The sequence below is a fragment of the Sessilibacter sp. MAH3 genome, assembly GCF_054658275.1.
In genome coordinates this window covers 16,658-35,360 of sequence record NZ_BAAGIE010000015.1, presented here as the reverse complement: position 1 = coordinate 35,360, position 18,703 = coordinate 16,658, and the positions used below count along the sequence as shown (strand labels likewise).

Annotated in this window: 15 protein-coding genes; 8 read left to right on the top strand and 7 right to left on the bottom strand. The window is 44.5% G+C overall.

Going from position 1 to position 18,703, the window contains the following annotated elements; genetic code table 11:
- Positions 1 to 186: 186 nt before the first annotated feature.
- Both ACYQ2C_RS10780 and ppa read right to left on the bottom strand, forming a co-directional pair.
- Positions 187 to 783, bottom strand: a complete 597-nt coding sequence (locus tag ACYQ2C_RS10780) for a hypothetical protein (protein ID WP_460102516.1) — start codon at positions 781 to 783, stop codon at positions 187 to 189.
- 638 nt (positions 784 to 1,421) lie between these two features.
- Entirely contained in the window at positions 1,422 to 1,955 is a 534-nt protein-coding gene (gene ppa, locus ACYQ2C_RS10775) for an inorganic diphosphatase (protein ID WP_460049573.1), read from the bottom strand.
- Positions 1,956 to 2,230: 275 nt separating this feature from the next.
- Here ppa and ACYQ2C_RS10770 point away from each other — a divergent pair, with 275 nt between their 5' ends.
- Positions 2,231 to 2,602 (top strand): ArsR/SmtB family transcription factor, encoded by a 372-nt coding sequence (locus ACYQ2C_RS10770; RefSeq protein ID WP_460049574.1) that lies wholly within the window; start codon positions 2,231 to 2,233, stop codon positions 2,600 to 2,602.
- 9 nt (positions 2,603 to 2,611) lie between these two features.
- On the opposite strand, the gene ACYQ2C_RS10765 is transcribed toward ACYQ2C_RS10770, so the two are convergent.
- Positions 2,612 to 3,619 (bottom strand): class 1 fructose-bisphosphatase, encoded by a 1,008-nt coding sequence (locus tag ACYQ2C_RS10765; protein ID WP_460102520.1) that lies wholly within the window; start codon positions 3,617 to 3,619, stop codon positions 2,612 to 2,614.
- Between the two features lie 409 nt (positions 3,620 to 4,028).
- On the opposite strand from ACYQ2C_RS10765, the gene mpl reads away from it, so the two are divergent.
- Both mpl and ACYQ2C_RS10755 read left to right on the top strand, forming a co-directional pair.
- Positions 4,029 to 5,381: a UDP-N-acetylmuramate:L-alanyl-gamma-D-glutamyl-meso-diaminopimelate ligase gene (mpl, locus tag ACYQ2C_RS10760; RefSeq protein ID WP_460102522.1), complete on the top strand. Its 1,353-nt coding sequence runs from the start codon at positions 4,029 to 4,031 to the stop codon at positions 5,379 to 5,381.
- Between the two features lie 18 nt (positions 5,382 to 5,399).
- Entirely contained in the window at positions 5,400 to 6,014 is a 615-nt protein-coding gene (locus ACYQ2C_RS10755; RefSeq protein WP_460102524.1) for a flavin prenyltransferase UbiX, read from the top strand.
- Positions 6,015 to 6,112: 98 nt separating this feature from the next.
- On the opposite strand, the gene ACYQ2C_RS10750 is transcribed toward ACYQ2C_RS10755, so the two are convergent.
- The gene (locus ACYQ2C_RS10750; protein ID WP_460102526.1) at positions 6,113 to 6,898 is read right to left on the bottom strand and encodes an FHA domain-containing protein; all 786 of its coding nucleotides are present in this window, start codon (positions 6,896 to 6,898) and stop codon (positions 6,113 to 6,115) included.
- Between the two features lie 583 nt (positions 6,899 to 7,481).
- On the opposite strand from ACYQ2C_RS10750, the gene ACYQ2C_RS10745 reads away from it, so the two are divergent.
- From ACYQ2C_RS10745 to ACYQ2C_RS10735, 3 genes are all read left to right on the top strand, one after another.
- Positions 7,482 to 7,763 (top strand): Rdx family protein, encoded by a 282-nt coding sequence (locus ACYQ2C_RS10745; RefSeq protein ID WP_460102528.1) that lies wholly within the window; start codon positions 7,482 to 7,484, stop codon positions 7,761 to 7,763.
- 1,659 nt (positions 7,764 to 9,422) lie between these two features.
- Positions 9,423 to 11,996: an efflux RND transporter permease subunit gene (locus ACYQ2C_RS10740; protein WP_460102530.1), complete on the top strand. Its 2,574-nt coding sequence runs from the start codon at positions 9,423 to 9,425 to the stop codon at positions 11,994 to 11,996.
- A 76-nt stretch (positions 11,997 to 12,072) separates the two neighbouring features.
- Positions 12,073 to 13,665, top strand: a complete 1,593-nt coding sequence (locus tag ACYQ2C_RS10735; protein WP_460049581.1) for a cation:proton antiporter domain-containing protein — start codon at positions 12,073 to 12,075, stop codon at positions 13,663 to 13,665.
- Here ACYQ2C_RS10735 and ACYQ2C_RS10730 read toward each other — a convergent pair.
- From ACYQ2C_RS10730 to ACYQ2C_RS10720, 3 genes are read right to left on the bottom strand one after another with little or no spacing between them, the layout of a single operon-like run.
- Complete coding sequence (locus tag ACYQ2C_RS10730) at positions 13,640 to 14,932, bottom strand: ATP-binding protein (RefSeq protein ID WP_460102533.1); 1,293 nt, start codon at positions 14,930 to 14,932, stop codon at positions 13,640 to 13,642. The two genes, ACYQ2C_RS10735 and ACYQ2C_RS10730, sit on opposite strands and share 26 nt — an antisense overlap.
- Positions 14,933 to 14,990: 58 nt before the next feature.
- On the bottom strand, positions 14,991 to 15,671 hold the full coding sequence (locus ACYQ2C_RS10725) for a response regulator transcription factor (protein WP_460049583.1): 681 nt from the start codon (positions 15,669 to 15,671) through the stop codon (positions 14,991 to 14,993).
- 21 nt (positions 15,672 to 15,692) lie between these two features.
- Positions 15,693 to 16,178, bottom strand: a complete 486-nt coding sequence (locus ACYQ2C_RS10720; RefSeq protein ID WP_460102535.1) for a hypothetical protein — start codon at positions 16,176 to 16,178, stop codon at positions 15,693 to 15,695.
- Positions 16,179 to 16,666: 488 nt separating this feature from the next.
- Between ACYQ2C_RS10720 and ACYQ2C_RS10715 the strand changes: the two genes are divergently transcribed.
- Both ACYQ2C_RS10715 and ACYQ2C_RS10710 read left to right on the top strand, forming a co-directional pair.
- Complete coding sequence (locus ACYQ2C_RS10715; protein ID WP_460049585.1) at positions 16,667 to 17,254, top strand: LON peptidase substrate-binding domain-containing protein; 588 nt, start codon at positions 16,667 to 16,669, stop codon at positions 17,252 to 17,254.
- 191 nt (positions 17,255 to 17,445) lie between these two features.
- Positions 17,446 to 18,699 (top strand): glutamate-5-semialdehyde dehydrogenase, encoded by a 1,254-nt coding sequence (locus ACYQ2C_RS10710; RefSeq protein WP_460102538.1) that lies wholly within the window; start codon positions 17,446 to 17,448, stop codon positions 18,697 to 18,699.
- The last annotated feature ends 4 nt before the right edge of the window (positions 18,700 to 18,703 follow it).

Here is an 18,703-nt window from a genome sequence, read left to right as displayed (position 1 = left end):
CAAAAATTGGCTGTTAAGCGGTTGAGTGCGTAGGTGCAGATCCGTTCGGTGGTGCGCAAATATAGACCAGACTCGTGTTTGAAATGGGAATGATCTATTTATTGCTGATTCATTTATTGCAGAATAGGGTAGATTTTGAAGTTTGGGCATTTTCACGTTTCCAGAAAATGCCCTTGCAGTTGTTCGTCAAAACTCATAAACAAACGACATTTTTACCGAGTCATCTTTTAGGCGCATTTTGTAATTAACTTCGCTAATGCTGCCCTCGCCGCTGGAATCCGGTAGCGCTGTATTGATGAGTTTATTTTGATGATATTTTTGCCAATAGGTTTTTAGGGTCGATTTAAATAAGTTAGAAAAAAACTTACTGCCGCTTTGCAATTCAATATCGTGGTATGACTGATAAATCCATTGGTGATTCATCAATCTTTGCGTGGTATTTAAGCTGTTATCAAAAAAATTCGCCGCTGAGAATTCCAATTCCTCGTTGGTTAAACCGTAAGCCGAAAAGTGACGATCGGCGCCTTGCCCTTCGATATCTGCCGCATGCATATTTGAATAGGGATACAGATAATCTGGAACGAAAGTTTGTTCTTGTGCCGAGCCTCTAGTGGAATAAATGCAGACCGAAAAGGCTATTAAACACAAGGCTAAAAATTGCAGTGCTAATTTATAGTCTGTGTTGTAGTCCGAGGCAGCAAGTGCGAGGGCGTGACTGTAGGTTTGAGTTTTTCGTTGCTCGAAACCACGGGTTTTTACATGAATTGTTTTTTTACTGTTCATAATTATATCTTCCCAAACAAAGCTTAATCGGTACTGTTTTGCTGAAAAGCTTTTTGTACAGCGTTAATGAATCACTGGTCTTAGATTAAGTATGGTTGAACAGTAATTTACTTGCTGCTATTTCAGCGACTTATTTTTAGATTTGTTTGTTCTGAGCTGAGCTGTAATTCTGCGTGAATATTTGTCCTTATATTATTTCTCTTTAGTGAAGCCGGTTTTTGTAAAGAATACTTTTTAACAGCAATTTAACTGAATCAATTAGGGTATTTTAATGGTCGTTATTATTTATGTGTGTTCATGAAAATATACGAAGCAATATGCGAACCAGCTAATTTCTGTAGTGTTAAATACTGCTCTAGATCTTTGTTTTTATACAAATATTTCTGATTTACTTAGGGCTAAGGGTGGGCTGTAACGCGAGGGGTGTTGTTTTATTCGGCGTGATTTACGGAGAGTATTTTTGAAAAAATGTTTTACCATTCTACAAACTCACCACAGCAAATGCGTGTTAGATAAATTCGAAATGTAACAGATTGGTAAAGATGGGTAGAAAGGTAATATCGGTGAATTTTTTAGATTGATCGTTATTTTTCACTGGAATCAAAGCGACACTGATGCCGCTTTGATCTCTTTTAGAATTACTTGTCAGCTTCGTAGCGCGCAACAGAATCTAAAATTTCTTTTTTGGCCTCTTCTACGTCGCCCCAACCTTCAACTTTAACCCACTTGCCAGGCTCAAGGTCTTTGTAGTGCTCGAAGAAGTGTGCGATTTGATCAAGTAACAACTTAGGCAAATCGGTTACGGTTTTCACGTCTTTGTATAACGGAGTGATCTTGTCGTAAGGAACCGCAAGCACTTTCGCATCTTCACCAGATTCGTCGGTCATTTTTAAAACGCCGACAGGACGACAGCGAATCACAGAACCGGTAAGAACAGGAATTGGCATAACAACCAATACGTCTACAGGGTCGCCATCGCCACAAAGAGTGTGAGGCACATAGCCGTAGTTTGCTGGGTAATGCATAGCCGTACCTAGCATACGGTCAACAAAGATCGCTCCGCTGTCTTTATCTACTTCGTACTTGATAGGGTCGCCATTCATCGGGATTTCAATGATTACGTTGATATCGTCTGGAAGGCTTTTACCCGAAGGGACTTTGTCAAAACTCATAACAGTTTCCATTAGTGTGTGTGAAAAATTGCACCGGAGGGCCCGAAAATTTAGATTTTATCATATTCGAGTTTGTGAACAATTAAACCTAAGTGCACCTTCCGAAGTAGATACATTTGTTGTAGGTCATCTTTCTCTAGGCGCTGTGTTTTCCTGCCAATGGCGGAGTGCTTCACACCATTGATCGATTTGCCAGCAGATTTCTGGCGTAAGCGGATAAGTTCGCTAAGCTTAGGAATGTATAACATAAGACGTTAGTTAAGAAGGGCATTACTATGGCGTTGGAAATTGATCCTCTCGACAACAAGGCACCACAGGCGGAGCGACTACTTAAATTGTTGGCTCATAAAGGTCGGTTGGCGGTACTTTGTAACCTCATGCAAGGCGAGCGGTCAGCCGGTGATTTGGAATCTGTAGCGCGTTTAAGTCAATCTGCGTTGTCGCAGCATTTGGCAAAACTTCGAGAAGAGAAAATTGTTTCGACTCGCCGCGATGCACAAAGAATCTACTATCGGCTCTCCGATAATCGCACGCGAGCCTTGCTCGATTGTATTTCGCAAAACTTTTTTGCTGAAGCTGCCGTCAGTGCAGCGGAGCGTTTACCAGAACGCTCCTTAGCAACAGAGATTACGAATCTATCGGCCTGACGAAGTAATTTAGCGGTTGAGTTCAGCGGCTTTTGAGGCTGAGGCTGGCTGGTGTGCAGCTAACAGCATCGAAATTTCGTTTTTAGAACCCAGTGCTACCGCGACTCTTTGATGAATTTTGGTGGGCTCTATATCTAAAATATTGCCAAAACAGGTGGTTGCCAAGCCACCTGCTTGTTCTACCAAAAGACTCATTGGATTACCTTCATACATTAAGCGAAGTTTACCGGGCTTGTTTGGTTCGCGATTGTCCCACGGATAGGTGAAAATTCCGCCGCGGGTTAGTACGCGATGCACGTCAGCAACCATGGACGCGATCCAGCGCATGTTGAAATTTTTATTTCGACTACCGGTCTCACCTGCCAATAATTCCCCAATGTAATTTTGCATTTCTGGCTGCCAAAAGCGTTGATTCGACATATTGATCGAAAATTCTTTGGTGTCTGCCGGAATATTCATCGCTTCGGTGATCAGTAAAAATTCGCCGCTATTGTTTAAGGCAAATTGCTGTACGCCTTTACCGGTGGTCAAACTTAACGTGGTTGATGGGCCGTACAAGGCGTAACCGGCGGCTAATTGTTTGCGACCCGATTGTAAATAAGCACTTTCTTCGCCGCCGTTAGCTCCTTCGGGAAGCTCTAACACCGAAAAAATAGTCCCTACAGACACGTTGACATCAATATTGGATGAACCGTCGAGGGGGTCGAACAAAACTAGAAAACGTCCTTCAGGATTGCCGCCGACCGGTAAATCTTCTTCTTCAGAGGCGATACCGGCAACACTTGGAATCGCAAGTAATGCTTCTTTTAATAAATCATTGGCGATGACATCCAGTTCTTTTTGGGTCTCACCTTGCACATTGGTGTCTTCGAGCGCACCCAAAATTCCAGTCAATGCGCCTAACTTTAAACGCGCAGAAATTTGCTCACAGCAATCGGCAATCTCTTCAATTAATTCAGCCAGTTGTGCGTCTTTGGTGTAGTTTTTTAGCGTTTCGGTTAGGTTCGCGGTAGGCATTCTAGACTCCTTTTGGAACAGCCCTTGGGGCATTTTGAGTTAATCCCAAGTCAGCAGTTATGAATACATCCTTGAGTGATACCAAATCATAAGCAAAAACCATGATCAATTTGTAAATTGACCGTATATTGCGGCTTTCGATAGATTTGGGCATGTGTGTAGTTGGTAATTCTAAAGAAACCGAAGTTATTTCGAAATATGTACAAGGTAACAATTACAATTTACAAACTACTTTAGGTGAGACTTATGTTTGACGAATAAGTCAGCTTTTGGGCGTTCCATAGAATTCTAATCTTTTTTGAGTGCCGATAATAACAGCATAAATAACTGAATTTATGTGCAGCTGTGGTACTCTCATTGGCACTTTTAATTCAGTAAAAATCGTATATAAAACCGGAGTTTAGCGCGCGTGCATATTCATATTTTAGGGATTTGTGGAACCTTTATGGGAAGTCTTGCGCAATTGGCAAAAGCGCTTGGGCATCGTGTTAGTGGTTGCGACGCCAATGTTTATCCGCCCATGAGCACGCAACTAGAAGCCGCGGGTATCGAAATGTTTGAAGGCTTTGGTTTAGAGCAATTTACCGATCGGCCTGATCTGGTCGTTATTGGTAATGCCATGAGTCGCGGTAATCCTGCTGTTGAATATGTGTTAGATCGAGGTATCGCCTATACCTCTGGGCCCCAGTGGCTGTGTGATTATTTATTGCAAGATAAATGGGTGTTGGCGGTTTCGGGTACACACGGAAAAACCACTACAGCGTCTATGTTGACCTGGATATTAGAGTACGCAGATTTCGAACCGGGATATTTAATTGGCGGCGTGCCCGGCAATTTTGAACATTCCGCACGTTTGGGTAAAAGCGATTTTTTCGTTGTTGAAGCCGATGAATACGACAGTGCGTTTTTTGATAAGCGATCTAAGTTTGTTCACTACCGCCCGCGCACCTTGATCATTAATAATTTGGAATACGATCACGCCGATATTTTCCCCGATTTACACGCCATTCAAACACAGTTTCATCATTTGGTGCGTACTGTTCCGTCCTGTGGAACGATTTTATACCCAACGGAACCTGCCATCACCGAAGTAATCGATCGCGGCTGTTGGAGTGAAACGCAAATACTCGGTGCAGATTGGACAGCGTCACTGCTCGATGATAGCGGCGCCGAATTCGATATTTATTTTAAAGATGAATTAATTGGCAGGGTGCGATGGAATTTAAGCGGCAAGCACAACGTTAACAATGGTTTGGCTGCGGTCGCCGCGGCGAGAACAATCGGGCTTGATCCGGCGGTTGCTTGCCAAGCGTTGTGCGAATTTAAAGGCGTAAAGCGCCGTATGGAACAATTAGCCAATTTTGCTGATATTGCAATTTATGATGATTTCGCACATCACCCAACAGCGATTCAAACTACCCTAGAAGGTTTGAGAGCTAAAATAAAAGAAGAACGTATCGTCGCTATTATTGAACTGCGTTCTAACACTATGAAGTCGGGCGTTCATAACCATGAGTTGGCCCAGGCGGCTCAGTCGGCGGATGTAGTGCTTTGGTACCAAGCAGGGGATGACCACGACAATTTAACAAGTATTGTTCATCACAGCCCAGTCGCCGCCAAGCGATGCAACAGTATCGATGACATTGTTGAATTGGTACCTACGCTGATTTCTGGCAAAACTCATGTGGTCGTAATGAGTAACGGTGGTTTTGGCGGTATACATAAAAAGTTGATTGCAAAACTTTCTGAAGACAAATGGTAAAAATTAAGGACAAGTGACGTGTCACAAAGAATTACTGTCGCCATAACAGGCGCCTCCGGATCAGCCTACGCATTGCGGCTGATCGAATGTTTATTGGCTTCCGGCTGTGAGGTGTCTCTGTTGATGTCTAAAGCGGCGGAGATTGTTATGCGGCAAGAAACTGGGTTGGCGGTTCCAGCCGAAGAGTGGGGGCCAGTATCGCTACAGCAATTTTTTCAAAACCATTTTTGGGTAGGCCAAAGTCAATTAAAAGTGTATGGCCGAGAAGATTGGTTTTCGCCCGTGGCTTCAGGTTCTAGTGCGCCACGCAAAATGGTGATCTGCCCGGCCAGTGGCGGCACCCTATCGGCCATAGCCACAGGGGCTAGCAATAATCTCATCGAACGTGCCGCCGACGTGGCCATTAAAGAGCGCAGGCAGTTGATTGTTGTTCCCAGAGAAACGCCGTTATCAACCATACATTTGGAAAATTTGTTAAAACTGAGTCACTTGGGTGTGGTTGTTTTACCGGCGTCACCGGGTTTTTATCATGAGCCAAATCAAATCGGTGATCTGGTGGATTTCGTGGTGGCGAGAATCCTAGACCAACTCGGTATCGAGCAGACCTTAATGGCGAAATGGGGCGAGCGCTAAAGGATTCTCTAGCGCGGGATTTATAGGACTTGAATTGCTGGCCTGTGTTTGAGCGGCCAGCCATTGAAAACTTACCGCTGGGTTAGCTCTGGTTGTGCTCAAAGTTGTAAGGCGATATAGGTTAGATATCCAATGCAACTGCTGATCGCCAATAGTCCAGAGATCATCGTCCATTCTACTTTTGGTGATCTTGGTGTATTGATGACATAAGCACCTGCTTGCGGACGATCTTTTTTCGCCACCGTTGGTTTCGAAGCTGCAGGCTTATGCAAAACGCCAATTTGGGTTTTCATGGTTTGCGCTTCTGGGCCTAAAACGCGAAAGCTGAACTGATCGAATTTTACAACATCGCCGTCGTGTAAAGGTTGGCGGCTAACGCGTTGACCATTTACAAAGGTGCCATTGGCCGAATCTAAATCGGTCACCGTTAACGTGTTGTTTTCAATGTTGAACTCTGCATGCAAACGAGAAAGGTGTTTGCTCGGCAAGGTAAGATCTGCCTCGGCACTGCGGCCAAGGGTTTGTTTGCCTGGATGTAAATCGAAGTGTTGGCCTTTCATCCAACTGTCGCTGGCAATTAACGACCAAGTGTTTTCTTCGCTTTCGGCAAGTTGGAAGATCTGATCGCCTACTTGAATCAGATCATCCAATTTTAACGCCTGATATTTAAGCGCATCTTGACCATTCACTCGGCAAATCCCGTTGAGCGAATGCATCCAAACCGTTGACGATTCATCCAACCAAAAACGCGCCTGCTTATCGCTTAAATTACCCAAAGAGATTGTCCAGTCGCATTCTGCCGATTTACCCAAAATACGACTGCGTTTGCCGATAAAAAACTGAAGATCGGGGTTTTGAGTGTGTTTGAGTATGTATTGGTTCATTGGATTAAATGGCTCAACGTATTCGGTTTGTGACTGGTGTTAGTAACGATAGACACAAGATTAATGATTGTTCAATTAAGCTAGTGGCCACGTTAGTTGATTAATCTCGCGATTGAGTAGTGGCAATTCACAAAAATCATGTCGTTCTGAACAGAGTGCCAATATTATGCAGCTCTTCACAGAAGACTTTTGATCGCTTAGAAAAAGGCTATTTAGAGCGGGTCACAAATATCATTAACCCCGTCGTAAATGGATACTCGGTTTGTTGGGTATTTAAAAAATAATCAGCTCGAAATAGCCTTTTAGAATTGCAGGTTTAGACCTGTATCGATCTTTTATTGCATAAAAGTTGTATGAACGACGTTATTATCTCACTTTGTCATTATGAAATCACACGTAAAAACCGAGATTACTCTATTTTTACGCAAATGCATGTTTGCAATAAATGAATTAATTTTGCAATTGCTGTTGTTTTTATAATTATATCTTTTCAATTTTTTATTAAAGAGACGGTTTTTGCGTTTAACGCTTATTATTAGTAAATGTGTTTTTAGGTTTAATTTCGTTAGCAGAAGCTGAATTTATGAATGAGTTAAAAATCGTAAAAATTTATTATTGTCCAGGTTGTCGCTGGTTATTAAGAGCTGCGTGGTATGCCCAAGAGTTACTTTCGACGTTTGAATCTGAGTTAGACGAAGTGTCCTTGTGCCCGGCAAGCAGTGGTAGATTTGAAATTTTTGTTGGCGAGATCAGTGTGTGGGAGCGCAAAAAGGATGGCGGTTTTCCGGAAATTAAACTCTTAAAGCAACGTGTACGCGATTTGATTAGTCCTGAAAAATCCTTAGGGCACAGTGATGTGACCTAAAAACCTTATACGGCAGAGTGAATGACTCCAATACCTTGTTATGTTTCAAAACTCCGTGTAAGGCAGTCATTCATTCGCAAGTACAGCGAGAATTAGGTAATTAGGTAACTGCTGGCTAGCAACTACTGGAGCCGAAAAAGCAATTCCAATTTATTCTCAGCTTTAATAATTTAGCGGTGTTGAAATTGGCTAAGTTACCGATATTTGCGCAAATGCCTTTAATTTACTTGCCGATGAATTTACCTGCCGATGATCGTTAAATTACCGGGTTTGATGGGAGTTTTAGGCAGGTAATTATTTAGGAAGCTCTGATTAACTTAGAGCTTCCAGCGACACATGGATGTGTTGCCAATTTCAAGAACGGTAAGTGATTGAAATTGTGAAGAAATTGGAAATCGCATTTTCAATTTCTATTCTCTGATTAAATCAGGGATGAGTTAATCAGAGATTCCTTTAAGTTTTAAGCTTTCCATTTATATTTACTTTTAAAAACGTCAAAAGTATTTCGATTAAACGTTTTTGCCTCTTTGGCTTATCTATTTTGTCTATCGGAATTTTCGATTGACGCAGCAACAAGTTTTTAAAGTACCGAAAAAGTTTTTAGGAAACTCTGATTAACCTAGAGTTTCTCGCGACACAAGGATGTGTCCCTCTGATTAAATCAAGGATGAGTTAATCAGAGGTTCCTTTAAAAGTACCAAAATCGAAAATACGATTTCCAATTTAGCCAAGGTTTCGGCCGCTTAAGGTTATTGAAGCTGACGGCTTGCCTCAGGATTAATGGAAACTTTTGCTTCATTAGGGTTTCCTATTCAACCATGATTAGAACCACACATTTTTTAGCTTAAACTTGAGCGATGATCGCAGTATGGTTTGCTTTATTTATAAAATCATTTAGTGTGCGCGGCGACTATCAGGCCAATGGAAAATGTGGGATGCAAGAATCCTTAGGCTGCTGTGTGTGTCTTTGGGGTTCGCCATAGGTTTAACGCTTCGCTTTAGGTTAAATCTCGGATATATCCGTCTGAGTGGATTTTGCGTCTAGTAAGAGTGCTGTGAATGAGTGGCCTTATAGAGGAGCGAGGCACTCAGTAATATCTGCAATCATTTCAACAAGGTTGCTGAAAATTACTGAAATAGATAGAAAACTCTGATGAACTTAGAGTGCTCAGAGATACGTATATGTATCGCCAATTTCAAAGGCGGCAAGTGATTGAAATTGTGAAGAAATTGAAAATCACATTGTCAATCTCTGGCCTCTGGTTAAATCGCAGGTGAGTTAATCGGAGGTTGCGATAGATAAAAAAACACACTGTTTGAGAACTCACTGGAGATATTTGAGTGAAAACTCACTCAAATAAACGATTTTTGAGTGGATGACAGTTCTAAATATTGTGTTGAGTTGTGTAAAATCAGCGTTTGCTGGTAATCCTATTAGTGCAGTCGCGAGTTATGTTTCTTAAGCGTGTTTATCCCGCCTGCGTTCTCGCCTAATTCAACCCATTTAAATCCTGTGCGTTCGTTGGTAGGTGGTTGTTAATCACTTATTAATCCGCTGGAGTCTTAGCAGTAATCATTTATTAAAAGTCCTCGATCTTTTGGGGAGATTTGTCCTTCAAAACAGCACTAAGGAAGGACAGCAATTGTTTGAGCGAGAGTATGACGGAAGGTTTTTTAAAGTTTTATCACGGGCTGGTTATCAATCGACCAAAATTAGCACTATTTTTGGTGTTGCTGATTACCGTTGTTATGGCCGCGGGTTTACCCAATTTTAAACTCGATGCATCTGCCGATGCGTTGACCCTTGAAGCCGATCGCGATCTTGATTACTTCCGCCAGATCATCAAACGCTATGGCGCGGGTGACTTGTTGGTGGTTACTTTTAAACCGCATGATGAGTTGTTCAAAGCTGAGACTCTAGCCACTCTTGAGTCATTGCGGGATGAATTAAAAGGGCTCGATGGCGTTGCCAGTGCTTTGAGTATTCTCGACGTTCCTCTGCTTTACAGTCCTATTCAGAATTTAACGCAAATTCGTCAAGGTCTTCGTACACTTGAAACGAGTGATGTCGATTATGACGATGCGAAAAAAGAGTTTCTAACCAGCCCCATCTATAAAAACCTTATTCTTGGTCCTGATGAGCAAACCACAGCAATTGCACTGAATCTTGCGGTTGATGAAAAGTATATTGAGTTAGTTCGTGCCCGTGATGCTCTGCGCCTTAAGCGCAATCAGTTAGGGTTAACTGAGCAAGAAACCCAGGAATTAGAGCGAATCAGCCATGATTTTTTAGTGTATCGCACACAGGCTGAAGTTAAATCTCATGATCGGGTGCAAAAGGTTCGTGAAATAGCCGCTAAATATAAAGGCGATGCCGAAATTTTTGTTGGTGGTGTAAGCATGATCACCTCCGACATGATTCGTTTTATTCGCAGCGATTTGGTGGTTTTCGGCTCGTGCATTGTTTTATTTATCGTCGCTTTGCTGGCCATTATTTTCAGACGAATCCGCTTTGTGGTTTTGCCGTTAATGACCTCGGTATTGTCGGTAACCATCATGCTGGGCTTAATCAGTTGGCTAGATTGGCGACTGACCGTTATCTCTACCAATTTCGTCGCGCTCTTATTGATTGTCTCGTTGGCCATTACCATTCACTTGGTTGTGCGGTATCGGGAATATCACGCCGAAAATCCCGATTGGAGCCAAGCGCAACTGGTTATTGCCACCACTAAATTTATGTTCAAGCCGTGTCTTTACACGACTTTGACAACCATCGTGGCGTTCGCATCGCTAGTAGTCAGTGGTATCAGACCAGTGATTGATTTTGGTTGGATGATGACCATCGGCTTGTGCGTAAGCTTTGCCTTGGTGTTTGTGATTTTACCGGCGGGATTGATGTTGCTCTCTCCAGGTAAAGCGCAGGAGGATAAAGTAGGCGATCAACCCTTAACGCTCGCCTTCTCTCGATTTACAGAGCGCCACGGTAAAATTGTGGTGTTGCTAGCATTACTTGCCACCGTGTTGGGCGGTTGGGGAGCAAGTCGATTGCAAGTCGATAACCGTTTTATTGATTACTTCCATTCCAGCACGGAAATCTACCAAGGTATGAAGGTTATCGACCAGAATCTTGGCGGTACTATTTCGTTAGATATTATTCTCGACGTTGACCCTGAATTGGCCCGTATTACCGGCGGTGGTAGCAGCGAAGCGTCACCGGAAGAAGATCCGTTTGCTGAAGCCGATCCGTTCGACGAGCCCGATCCGTTTGCGTTTCCCGATCCTATTGTTGAAGAAGATCCATTTGCTGAGGTTGATCCATTTTCCGAACACAACACCAAAGCTCAGCCGGGCAATAGTTACTGGTTTACCATCGCTGGCCTACGAGATTTGGAATCTCTGCAAAATTACCTAAACAGTTTGGATGAGATCGGACGGGTTGATTCCTTGGCGACCTTGTATGAGGTTGCGGTCGATATTAACGGTGGTTCGCTCAACGATTTTGAGTTGGCGGTTCTGAAAAATAGCTTGCCTCAAGACATTAATAAGATTCTGGTGAATCCTTATTTGGATGTTGAGAGCAACCAAGCCCGCGTTACCATGAGAATCCGAGAAACTGACCCTAACCTAAAGCGTTTGCAGTTGGTGAATAAAATTCGCACGCACATGGTCGACGATCTAGGTTTTAAACCCGAACAGATTCATTTCACCGGTGCGTTGGTGTTGTACAACAACATGCTAGAGAGCTTGTTCCGTTCGCAGATCATGACCTTAGGTGCAGTATTCTTAGCTATCATGATCATGTTTATGATTCTCTTCCGATCATTACTGATCGCGGTTGTTGCCATTATTCCTAATTTGCTTGCGGCTCTTGTGGTATTGGGCGGTATGGGGCTGGCGGGAATCTCTTTGGATATGATGACCATTACCATTGCTGCCATCACCATTGGTATTGGGGTGGATGACACGATTCACTATATCCATCGGTTTATGCGTGAGTACAAAATCGACAACAACTATATTGCCGCGATGCATCGCTCCCATGCGTCCATTGGTAGTGCAATGTACTACACCTCGGTGATTATCATCGTTGGCTTCTCGGTATTAGCACTGTCGAAGTTTATTCCGTCAATTTTGTTCGGGTTATTGACCGGTGCGGCAATGTTGGCAGCCATTTTAGGCGCGTTAACCTTGTTGCCTAAGTTAATTTTACTCGTCAAACCTTTCTCTAAGTAAGCTCCATCGTATTAAGTACTTTGCACCCCAGTTGCTGGCACATACACTGTGACCAGTAACTGATTGAGGGTGATCTATGGACTTTTTGTGGATTTGTGTGGCATTTGTGTTTGGTTTTGCCGCCAAACAGTTTTCATTGCCGCCGCTGGTGGGCTATCTGCTGGCGGGATTCTTATTAAACGCTCTGGGTATTCAACCTTTCGAAGGACTCAACGAACTTGCTGATTTAGGCATTACGTTGATGTTGTTCACTATCGGTTTAAAGCTAAATCTGCGCGATCTTGCCAAAGTAGAAGTCTGGGGCGGTACCAGTTTGCATACGCTATTGTGGTGCGCGCTTTTATTGGTTGGTGGTTTGGCGTTAATTTGGGTGTTCCCATTCGCAGAAGGCAACTGGTTACTGGTACTTTTAGTGGCTTTTGCCGTCAGCTTCAGTAGCACCGTGTGTGTGATGAAAACCCTTGAGGATAGCGCCGAGCTCAAAAGTCGTCACGGTGATCTCGCCATTGGCGTTTTGGTTATTCAAGACATTATTGCCGTTTTGTTTTTGGTGATCGCGACAGGCAATATTCCAAGTGTTTGGGCTCTGGCGTTACCAGCTTTGTATTTCGCTCGACCCGTTTTAGCTGCTCTGTTATCGCGATGTGGTCACGGTGAGCTGTTAGTACTGGTCGGATTCTTCATCGCCCTAGGCGGTTATAACTTGTTTTATGCGGTTGATGTCAAAGGTGATTTAGGTGCCTTGATTTTAGGTATGCTGGTGGCGGGTTTACCTAAGTCGAACGAGCTTTATAAATCTCTGGCGAGTCTCAAAGATTTGTTCTTAGTCGGTTTCTTTTTAACCATCGGATTCAGTGCTTTGCCAACCTGGGAATTACTGGCTTGGGCAATGCTGATGATTGTGTTGCTACCGGTTAAATTTGCCCTGTTCTTTGCTCTATTTATTAGCTTTAAGTTGCGTGCACGTACCGCCTTTTTAAGTTCTCTGGCGCTTGCAAACTTCAGTGAATTCGGACTGATTGTCGCCAGTAAAGGTGTAGAAAACGGCTGGCTGCCAGAAGATGAACTGGTCATGATTGCCTTGGCGGTCGCAATTTCTTTCGTGGCCAGCTCGTTTTTGTATCGTCGGGCGCACACTCTTTATGCCCGCTACAAAGGTTTTCTTGGTCGCTTTGAACATCCAAAAGCCCAAGTCATCCACGGCTATCAACAGCCTTATGGCGCCGAGGTTTTAATTTGTGGAATGGGGCGAGTTGGTAGTGGTGCTTACAATGCGTTGCAGCCTCACCTGCACGAAAAGGTCTGGTGTGTTGAGGTTGACGAGGGGCGCGCAATGGCAGCTCAGAAAAAAGGCCGTAACGTGGTTCTTGGTGATGCCGACGACATCGACTTTTGGGAGCAGTTGGATGTGACTCGCGTAAAACTGATTATGTTGGCGATTCCATCCATTCAAGAAATGAAAAACATTATCTATCAGCTTCGTCAAACGTCTTATTCAGGGCGAATTGCGGCTGTTGCTCGCTACGACGATGAGCGCAAAGAGCTGATCAAATTAGGCGCAGATGTGGTTTTCAACTATTACGCAGAGGTCGGTGCGGGTTTTGCGGCGGAATGCGCGCACTTGATGGGGCCGGACGTTAATCCTAACCAATTGGTAATTCAACATTAAAAGCGGCTCCTCCGAGCGAGGAGTCTGCGACACTCAGACTGCCGTTGTAGCTGCTGACGATATCAACTGCAACGGCAAGACCAATACCTTGGCCGGTTTCGGCGGTATCGGCCCGAGCGCCTCGCTCTAAGATGGTTCTGCGATCGGACGCTTTTACGCCTGGGCCGTTGTCTTCAACCAAAATGCTCAAGATTTTGTGACGGGTAGAGGCCTTAATGCGGACTTTGCCGCGGCCATATTTACAGGCGTTATCGAGCAGATTTCCGAGCAGTTCTAATAAATCGGCTTGTTCACCAAAGAACAGTTGGTCGGCGTTGATTTCCAGATCAAAACTTGGATTTTTATCTCGATACACTTTTGATAACGCAGAAACCAATCGCTGACAACATTCCAATACCGAATGCCCTTTGCCGGGCTGGCTGGATTGTTGAGTCACCGCTCGCTGCAATTGATGGCGAACAATTTCATCCATTCTGGAGACCTGCTCATCGACGATATCGGGTCGGTCTGAGCTGGAGCGAATCACCGCCAGAGGTGTTTTCAAACTGTGAGCGAGATCGGCCATGGTATTGCGATAGCGATCGCGCTGGGCGCGTTCGATTTCTAACACCTTATTAAGATTGGTGATTACCGGTTGGATTTCGGTGGGATAGGTGCCGCCGAGCGACAGGGTTTCACCAGTTTCAACACGTTTAAGATCTTCAGCCAGATGCGACAAAGGTTTTAAACCCCAGTTTTGAATCCACCAAAGCACAATCACCAGTATCAACGCCAGTGCGCCCAGCCATCGCCACAGTTGTTTTCGATAGCTGTTGCGCTCGGCGATAAGTGCATCTTGATCGCTGATGATTTCGAAACGATACAATTTTTCTTGGGTGGGAGATTGTTCCCAGCTGACGTCAAAAATCAGGTTGTGAGCGTCTTTTTTATTCAGTTTACTGTCGTAAAAAACCTCTTGTCCGACTTGAATGGGTAAGTTGATCGGCGCAGGTAAATCAACGGTCACAGCCGATAACGATTGCCAAATAATCTTATCGGCTTCAATGACGCGTGCGTAAAGACCAGAATCTGGCTGGCTAAATCGAGGTTCTTGAAGTTGCTCCGGTAGCCAGAGTATGCCATCGAAGATTTCTGCGGCGGCAAGCAGCAAATAGATTTGTGTTCTGAGGCGTTCTTGTTCGGCGACTTCTTGGCTGCGAGCGAACGCCCTATCTAATGCAGTGGTTGTGATGGCAAGAATAAAGGGCAGCAACAGGGTGGACGCCAAAATCAGACGCCCACTTAAGCTTTGGCTCAGATGTTTGATAAACCGCTTGATCACTCGATTACGATTGCGCTTCTAAGTTAAAGCGATAACCTTGGCCTCGAATGGTGGTGATGGGTTTTAGGCTACCGTCTGGATCGATTTTTTTTCTAAGGCGACCCACAAACACTTCAATGGTATTACTGTCGCGATCAAAGTCTTGATCGTAAAGATGCTCGGTTAGCTCAGTTTTAGAAACCACCTTGCCAACGTTTTGAGCCAAGTATTCAAAGGTGTTGTACTCGAAGCTGGTTAGCTCCAGCGCTTGATCATTGAGCTTTACGGTTTTGGCGGCGGTGTCGAGAACGAGAGAACCAAAATTGATGGTTGGACTGGCATGACCATTGGAGCGACGAATCAAGGCGTTGATACGTGCACGCAACTCTTCGTTGTGAAACGGTTTTACCAAGTAGTCATCAGCACCGGCTTCTAATCCACCAACTTTGTCTTGCCAGCTGTCGCGTGCGGTTAAAATAAGAATTGGGTATTTTTTGCCTTTAGTTCGCAATTGTTTGATGACTTCGATACCGTCGAGCTGAGGTAAGCCAATATCAATGATGGCAAGATCGTAAGGATATTCTTCACCGAGATACAAACCTTCGCGACCGTCGTGGGCGGAGTCGATAACGTAGCCGTCGGATTTAAGAAAACTGCACAGGTTTTCATTGAGTTGTGGTTCATCTTCGACAATAAGTAAGCGCACTAAAATGCCTCGATCTAAAAATTACTGAATATCACCATTGGCGTTAACATTAACGTAGGTGATTTTTCCGGAAGGCAAAAGCAGTTTTACGAGATGGCCATCTGAAGATGGATTCACGCGTAATACTTTGCCGCCAAATCGCGATTTAGCAATGTTTGCCGCGTCGTTGGAATTAATACCCTTTGGCAAAGCATTGCTACTTTGTAGACTATTTTTTCTTTGATCGGATTGTGGCGTCTTTGATAGCGAACCAGGTTGTCGAAAACCTGGGCGCGGATGATTATTTTGATCTTGATTGCCACCGGCTTGAGCAACGGTAAAGTCAAACTGCTTAGCGGCGTGCGCAGGTGTTGTAACCATTGTATTTAACGCGAACGCTAAGAGTAGTGCTGTTACGAACATCCGTAGAGTCTGGTAGTTAGTATTTTCAGCATCAAGACCGCGCAACGCTTTGAGCGAAGCGCTTGGAGTAGTTTGCGGTGAGGCATTGTAGTGCGGTAGCGCCATAATTCCTTCGATGAGCATATGCTGGTATTAAGGTTCAAATTAATGATGCTTAATCGCGCAAAGCAGTCACTAGTGCTAGTGAGTGTGCGCCTGATCACAGTCTATAAAACGGCGAAATACTGCTGTCTTGCAATCTTGTTATGTCTGGTGAGTATAACGATTAAGCGCCCTAAATGCTTATGGAATTCGGGCAATAAGTGTTGTTTTTACTCGCATAGATTGAAAAGTGCGCGGTACATGTCTTACCAAAGCAAGTTTAAATTTGCGCGCCTGTTTCTAGCCGCCGATTTGTATAGAAACAAAGACTAGTTCACAGTGCCTGAATGATGGCTGAAATCAATGCACCCGCATTCTGCTTGCTGTGGAATTTGGCGGTGGTATTTCGGTAGGTTTACCGGTGCCGCTGGTGCCAAGTAACAATCTTGAAAGTGAATGCTTGCTAACTGTGCATAATTTGTTTTATCTCTATTAACTCTTGGTGTTCGTCAATGTCATCGACCGAAGAAATCGCATTATTCCCACTCAACACTCTGTTGGTTCCCGAAATGACACTGCCTTTGCAGATATTTGAGCAACGGTATTTACAATTGATCAAAGATTGCGTCAAAAACGGTAGTGTCTTTGGTGTTGTGCCTATTCGTGATGGAAATGAGGTTGGCGCAGCGGCCATGATTTATAACGTGGGTGTGGTCGCTAATATCGTTGATTGGAGCCAGGGTGAAAACGGTTTACTGCACATCAAAGTATTGGGTAGTCGAAAATTCCGAGTTTTAAAGACTTGGGTAGAAGACAATCAACTAATGCGTGCACAGGTAGAATATCTTGCCAGCGAAGAGATAATTGCTATCGATGACCAATACGATGGTTTGCGAGCGATTTACGACTCTTTGGCCACGCACCCACAAATTCAATTGTTGAAGCTCCCAAGCATTCAATCTGTCAATCAGTTGGGCTGGTTTTTGACACTGCTTTTGCCAATCAGCCGTGCCGAGCAGGTGGAATTGATCAAGCTGAGCGATCCCGTTGAACGTGTAGAGCGGATATCAGATCAGATTGATCGTATCAGTCGACATTAGCCTTTGCTGGTAAGCTTCCACTTTAAGACAAGTTCACATGAGCAATCATTTACCGTTAAAATGACCGCAATTATTCCGCAAGCTTCCGTTGTGTATATGGATATGTGGGTCTTCAGGGTGAACAATCATATGCACCCAGCGATGGGTGTGATTCGAAATGAATACGACAACAATAAAATCAAGGGATCGCTATGTCTGTTAAAGATTACATGATAGAGCTTGGCAAGAATGCTCGCGCTGCCTCCAGAGTGATCGCTGCGGCGACAACTGGAACCAAAAACGCAGCACTTTTAGCGACGGCTGAGGCTCTCAATGCTTCTCGCGACGCGCTTGCCGAAGCAAACGCCAAGGATTTAGCTGCGGGAAAAGAGCAGGGTTTAGACAGCGCTCTTCTCGATCGACTTGAGCTTACGCCAGCGCGAATCGACAGCATGATTGAAGGTCTTGAGCAGGTTGCTGCACTGCCTGATCCGTGCGGTGAAATTACTGACTTGCGCTACCGTCCCAGTGGCATCCAAGTGGGCAAAATGCGTGTTCCTTTAGGCGTTGTTGGCATTATTTACGAATCACGACCCAACGTTACCATTGATGCCGCCAGCCTGTGCTTAAAGTCTGGCAATGCAACTATTTTGCGCGGTGGTAAAGAAGCGCTGCATTCCAATCAGGCCATTGCCCAATGCATTCAAGCGGGTTTAGAAAAAGCGGGATTGCCAGCCGGTGTGGTACAAGTAGTTTCCACCACCGACCGCGAAGCCGTTGGTCACTTAATTACCATGCCCGAGTATGTTGATGTGATTGTACCGCGCGGCGGCAAAGGCTTGATCGAGCGCATCAGTGCCGACGCTAAAGTGTCTGTCATCAAGCATCTTGATGGTATTTGCCATGTTTATATCGACGATCGAGCCGATTTAAATAAGGCGTTCGATATCGCTATGAATTCAAAAACCCACCGCTATGGTGTTTGTAATGCCATGGAAACACTACTGGTAAACAAAGGCGTAGCTGCGGAAATTTTACCGCGCTTAGCAGAAGCTTACTTAGAGAAAGGTGTTGAGCTGCGTGGTTGTGCGCAAACCCAAGCGTTAATCCAGTGCAATGCCGCTACCGAAGAGGATTGGGCGACCGAATATTTGGCACCAGTGTTGTCCATTCGTATCGTCGATGACATGGCTCAAGCCATGGATCATATTGACCAGTACAGCTCTAAACATACTGAGTCGATTGTTACCGAAGACTATACCCGCTCTCGACAATTCGTCAGCCAGGTGGATTCAAGCTCGGTTATGGTGAATGCATCGACTCGATTCGCAGACGGTTTTGAATACGGACTGGGTGCCGAAATTGGTATCTCTACCGACAAAATCCACGCTCGCGGCCCGGTTGGTCTTGAAGGTCTAACCTCCCAGAAGTGGGTGGTTTACGGAGACGGCCACGTCCGAGTTTAGGTTC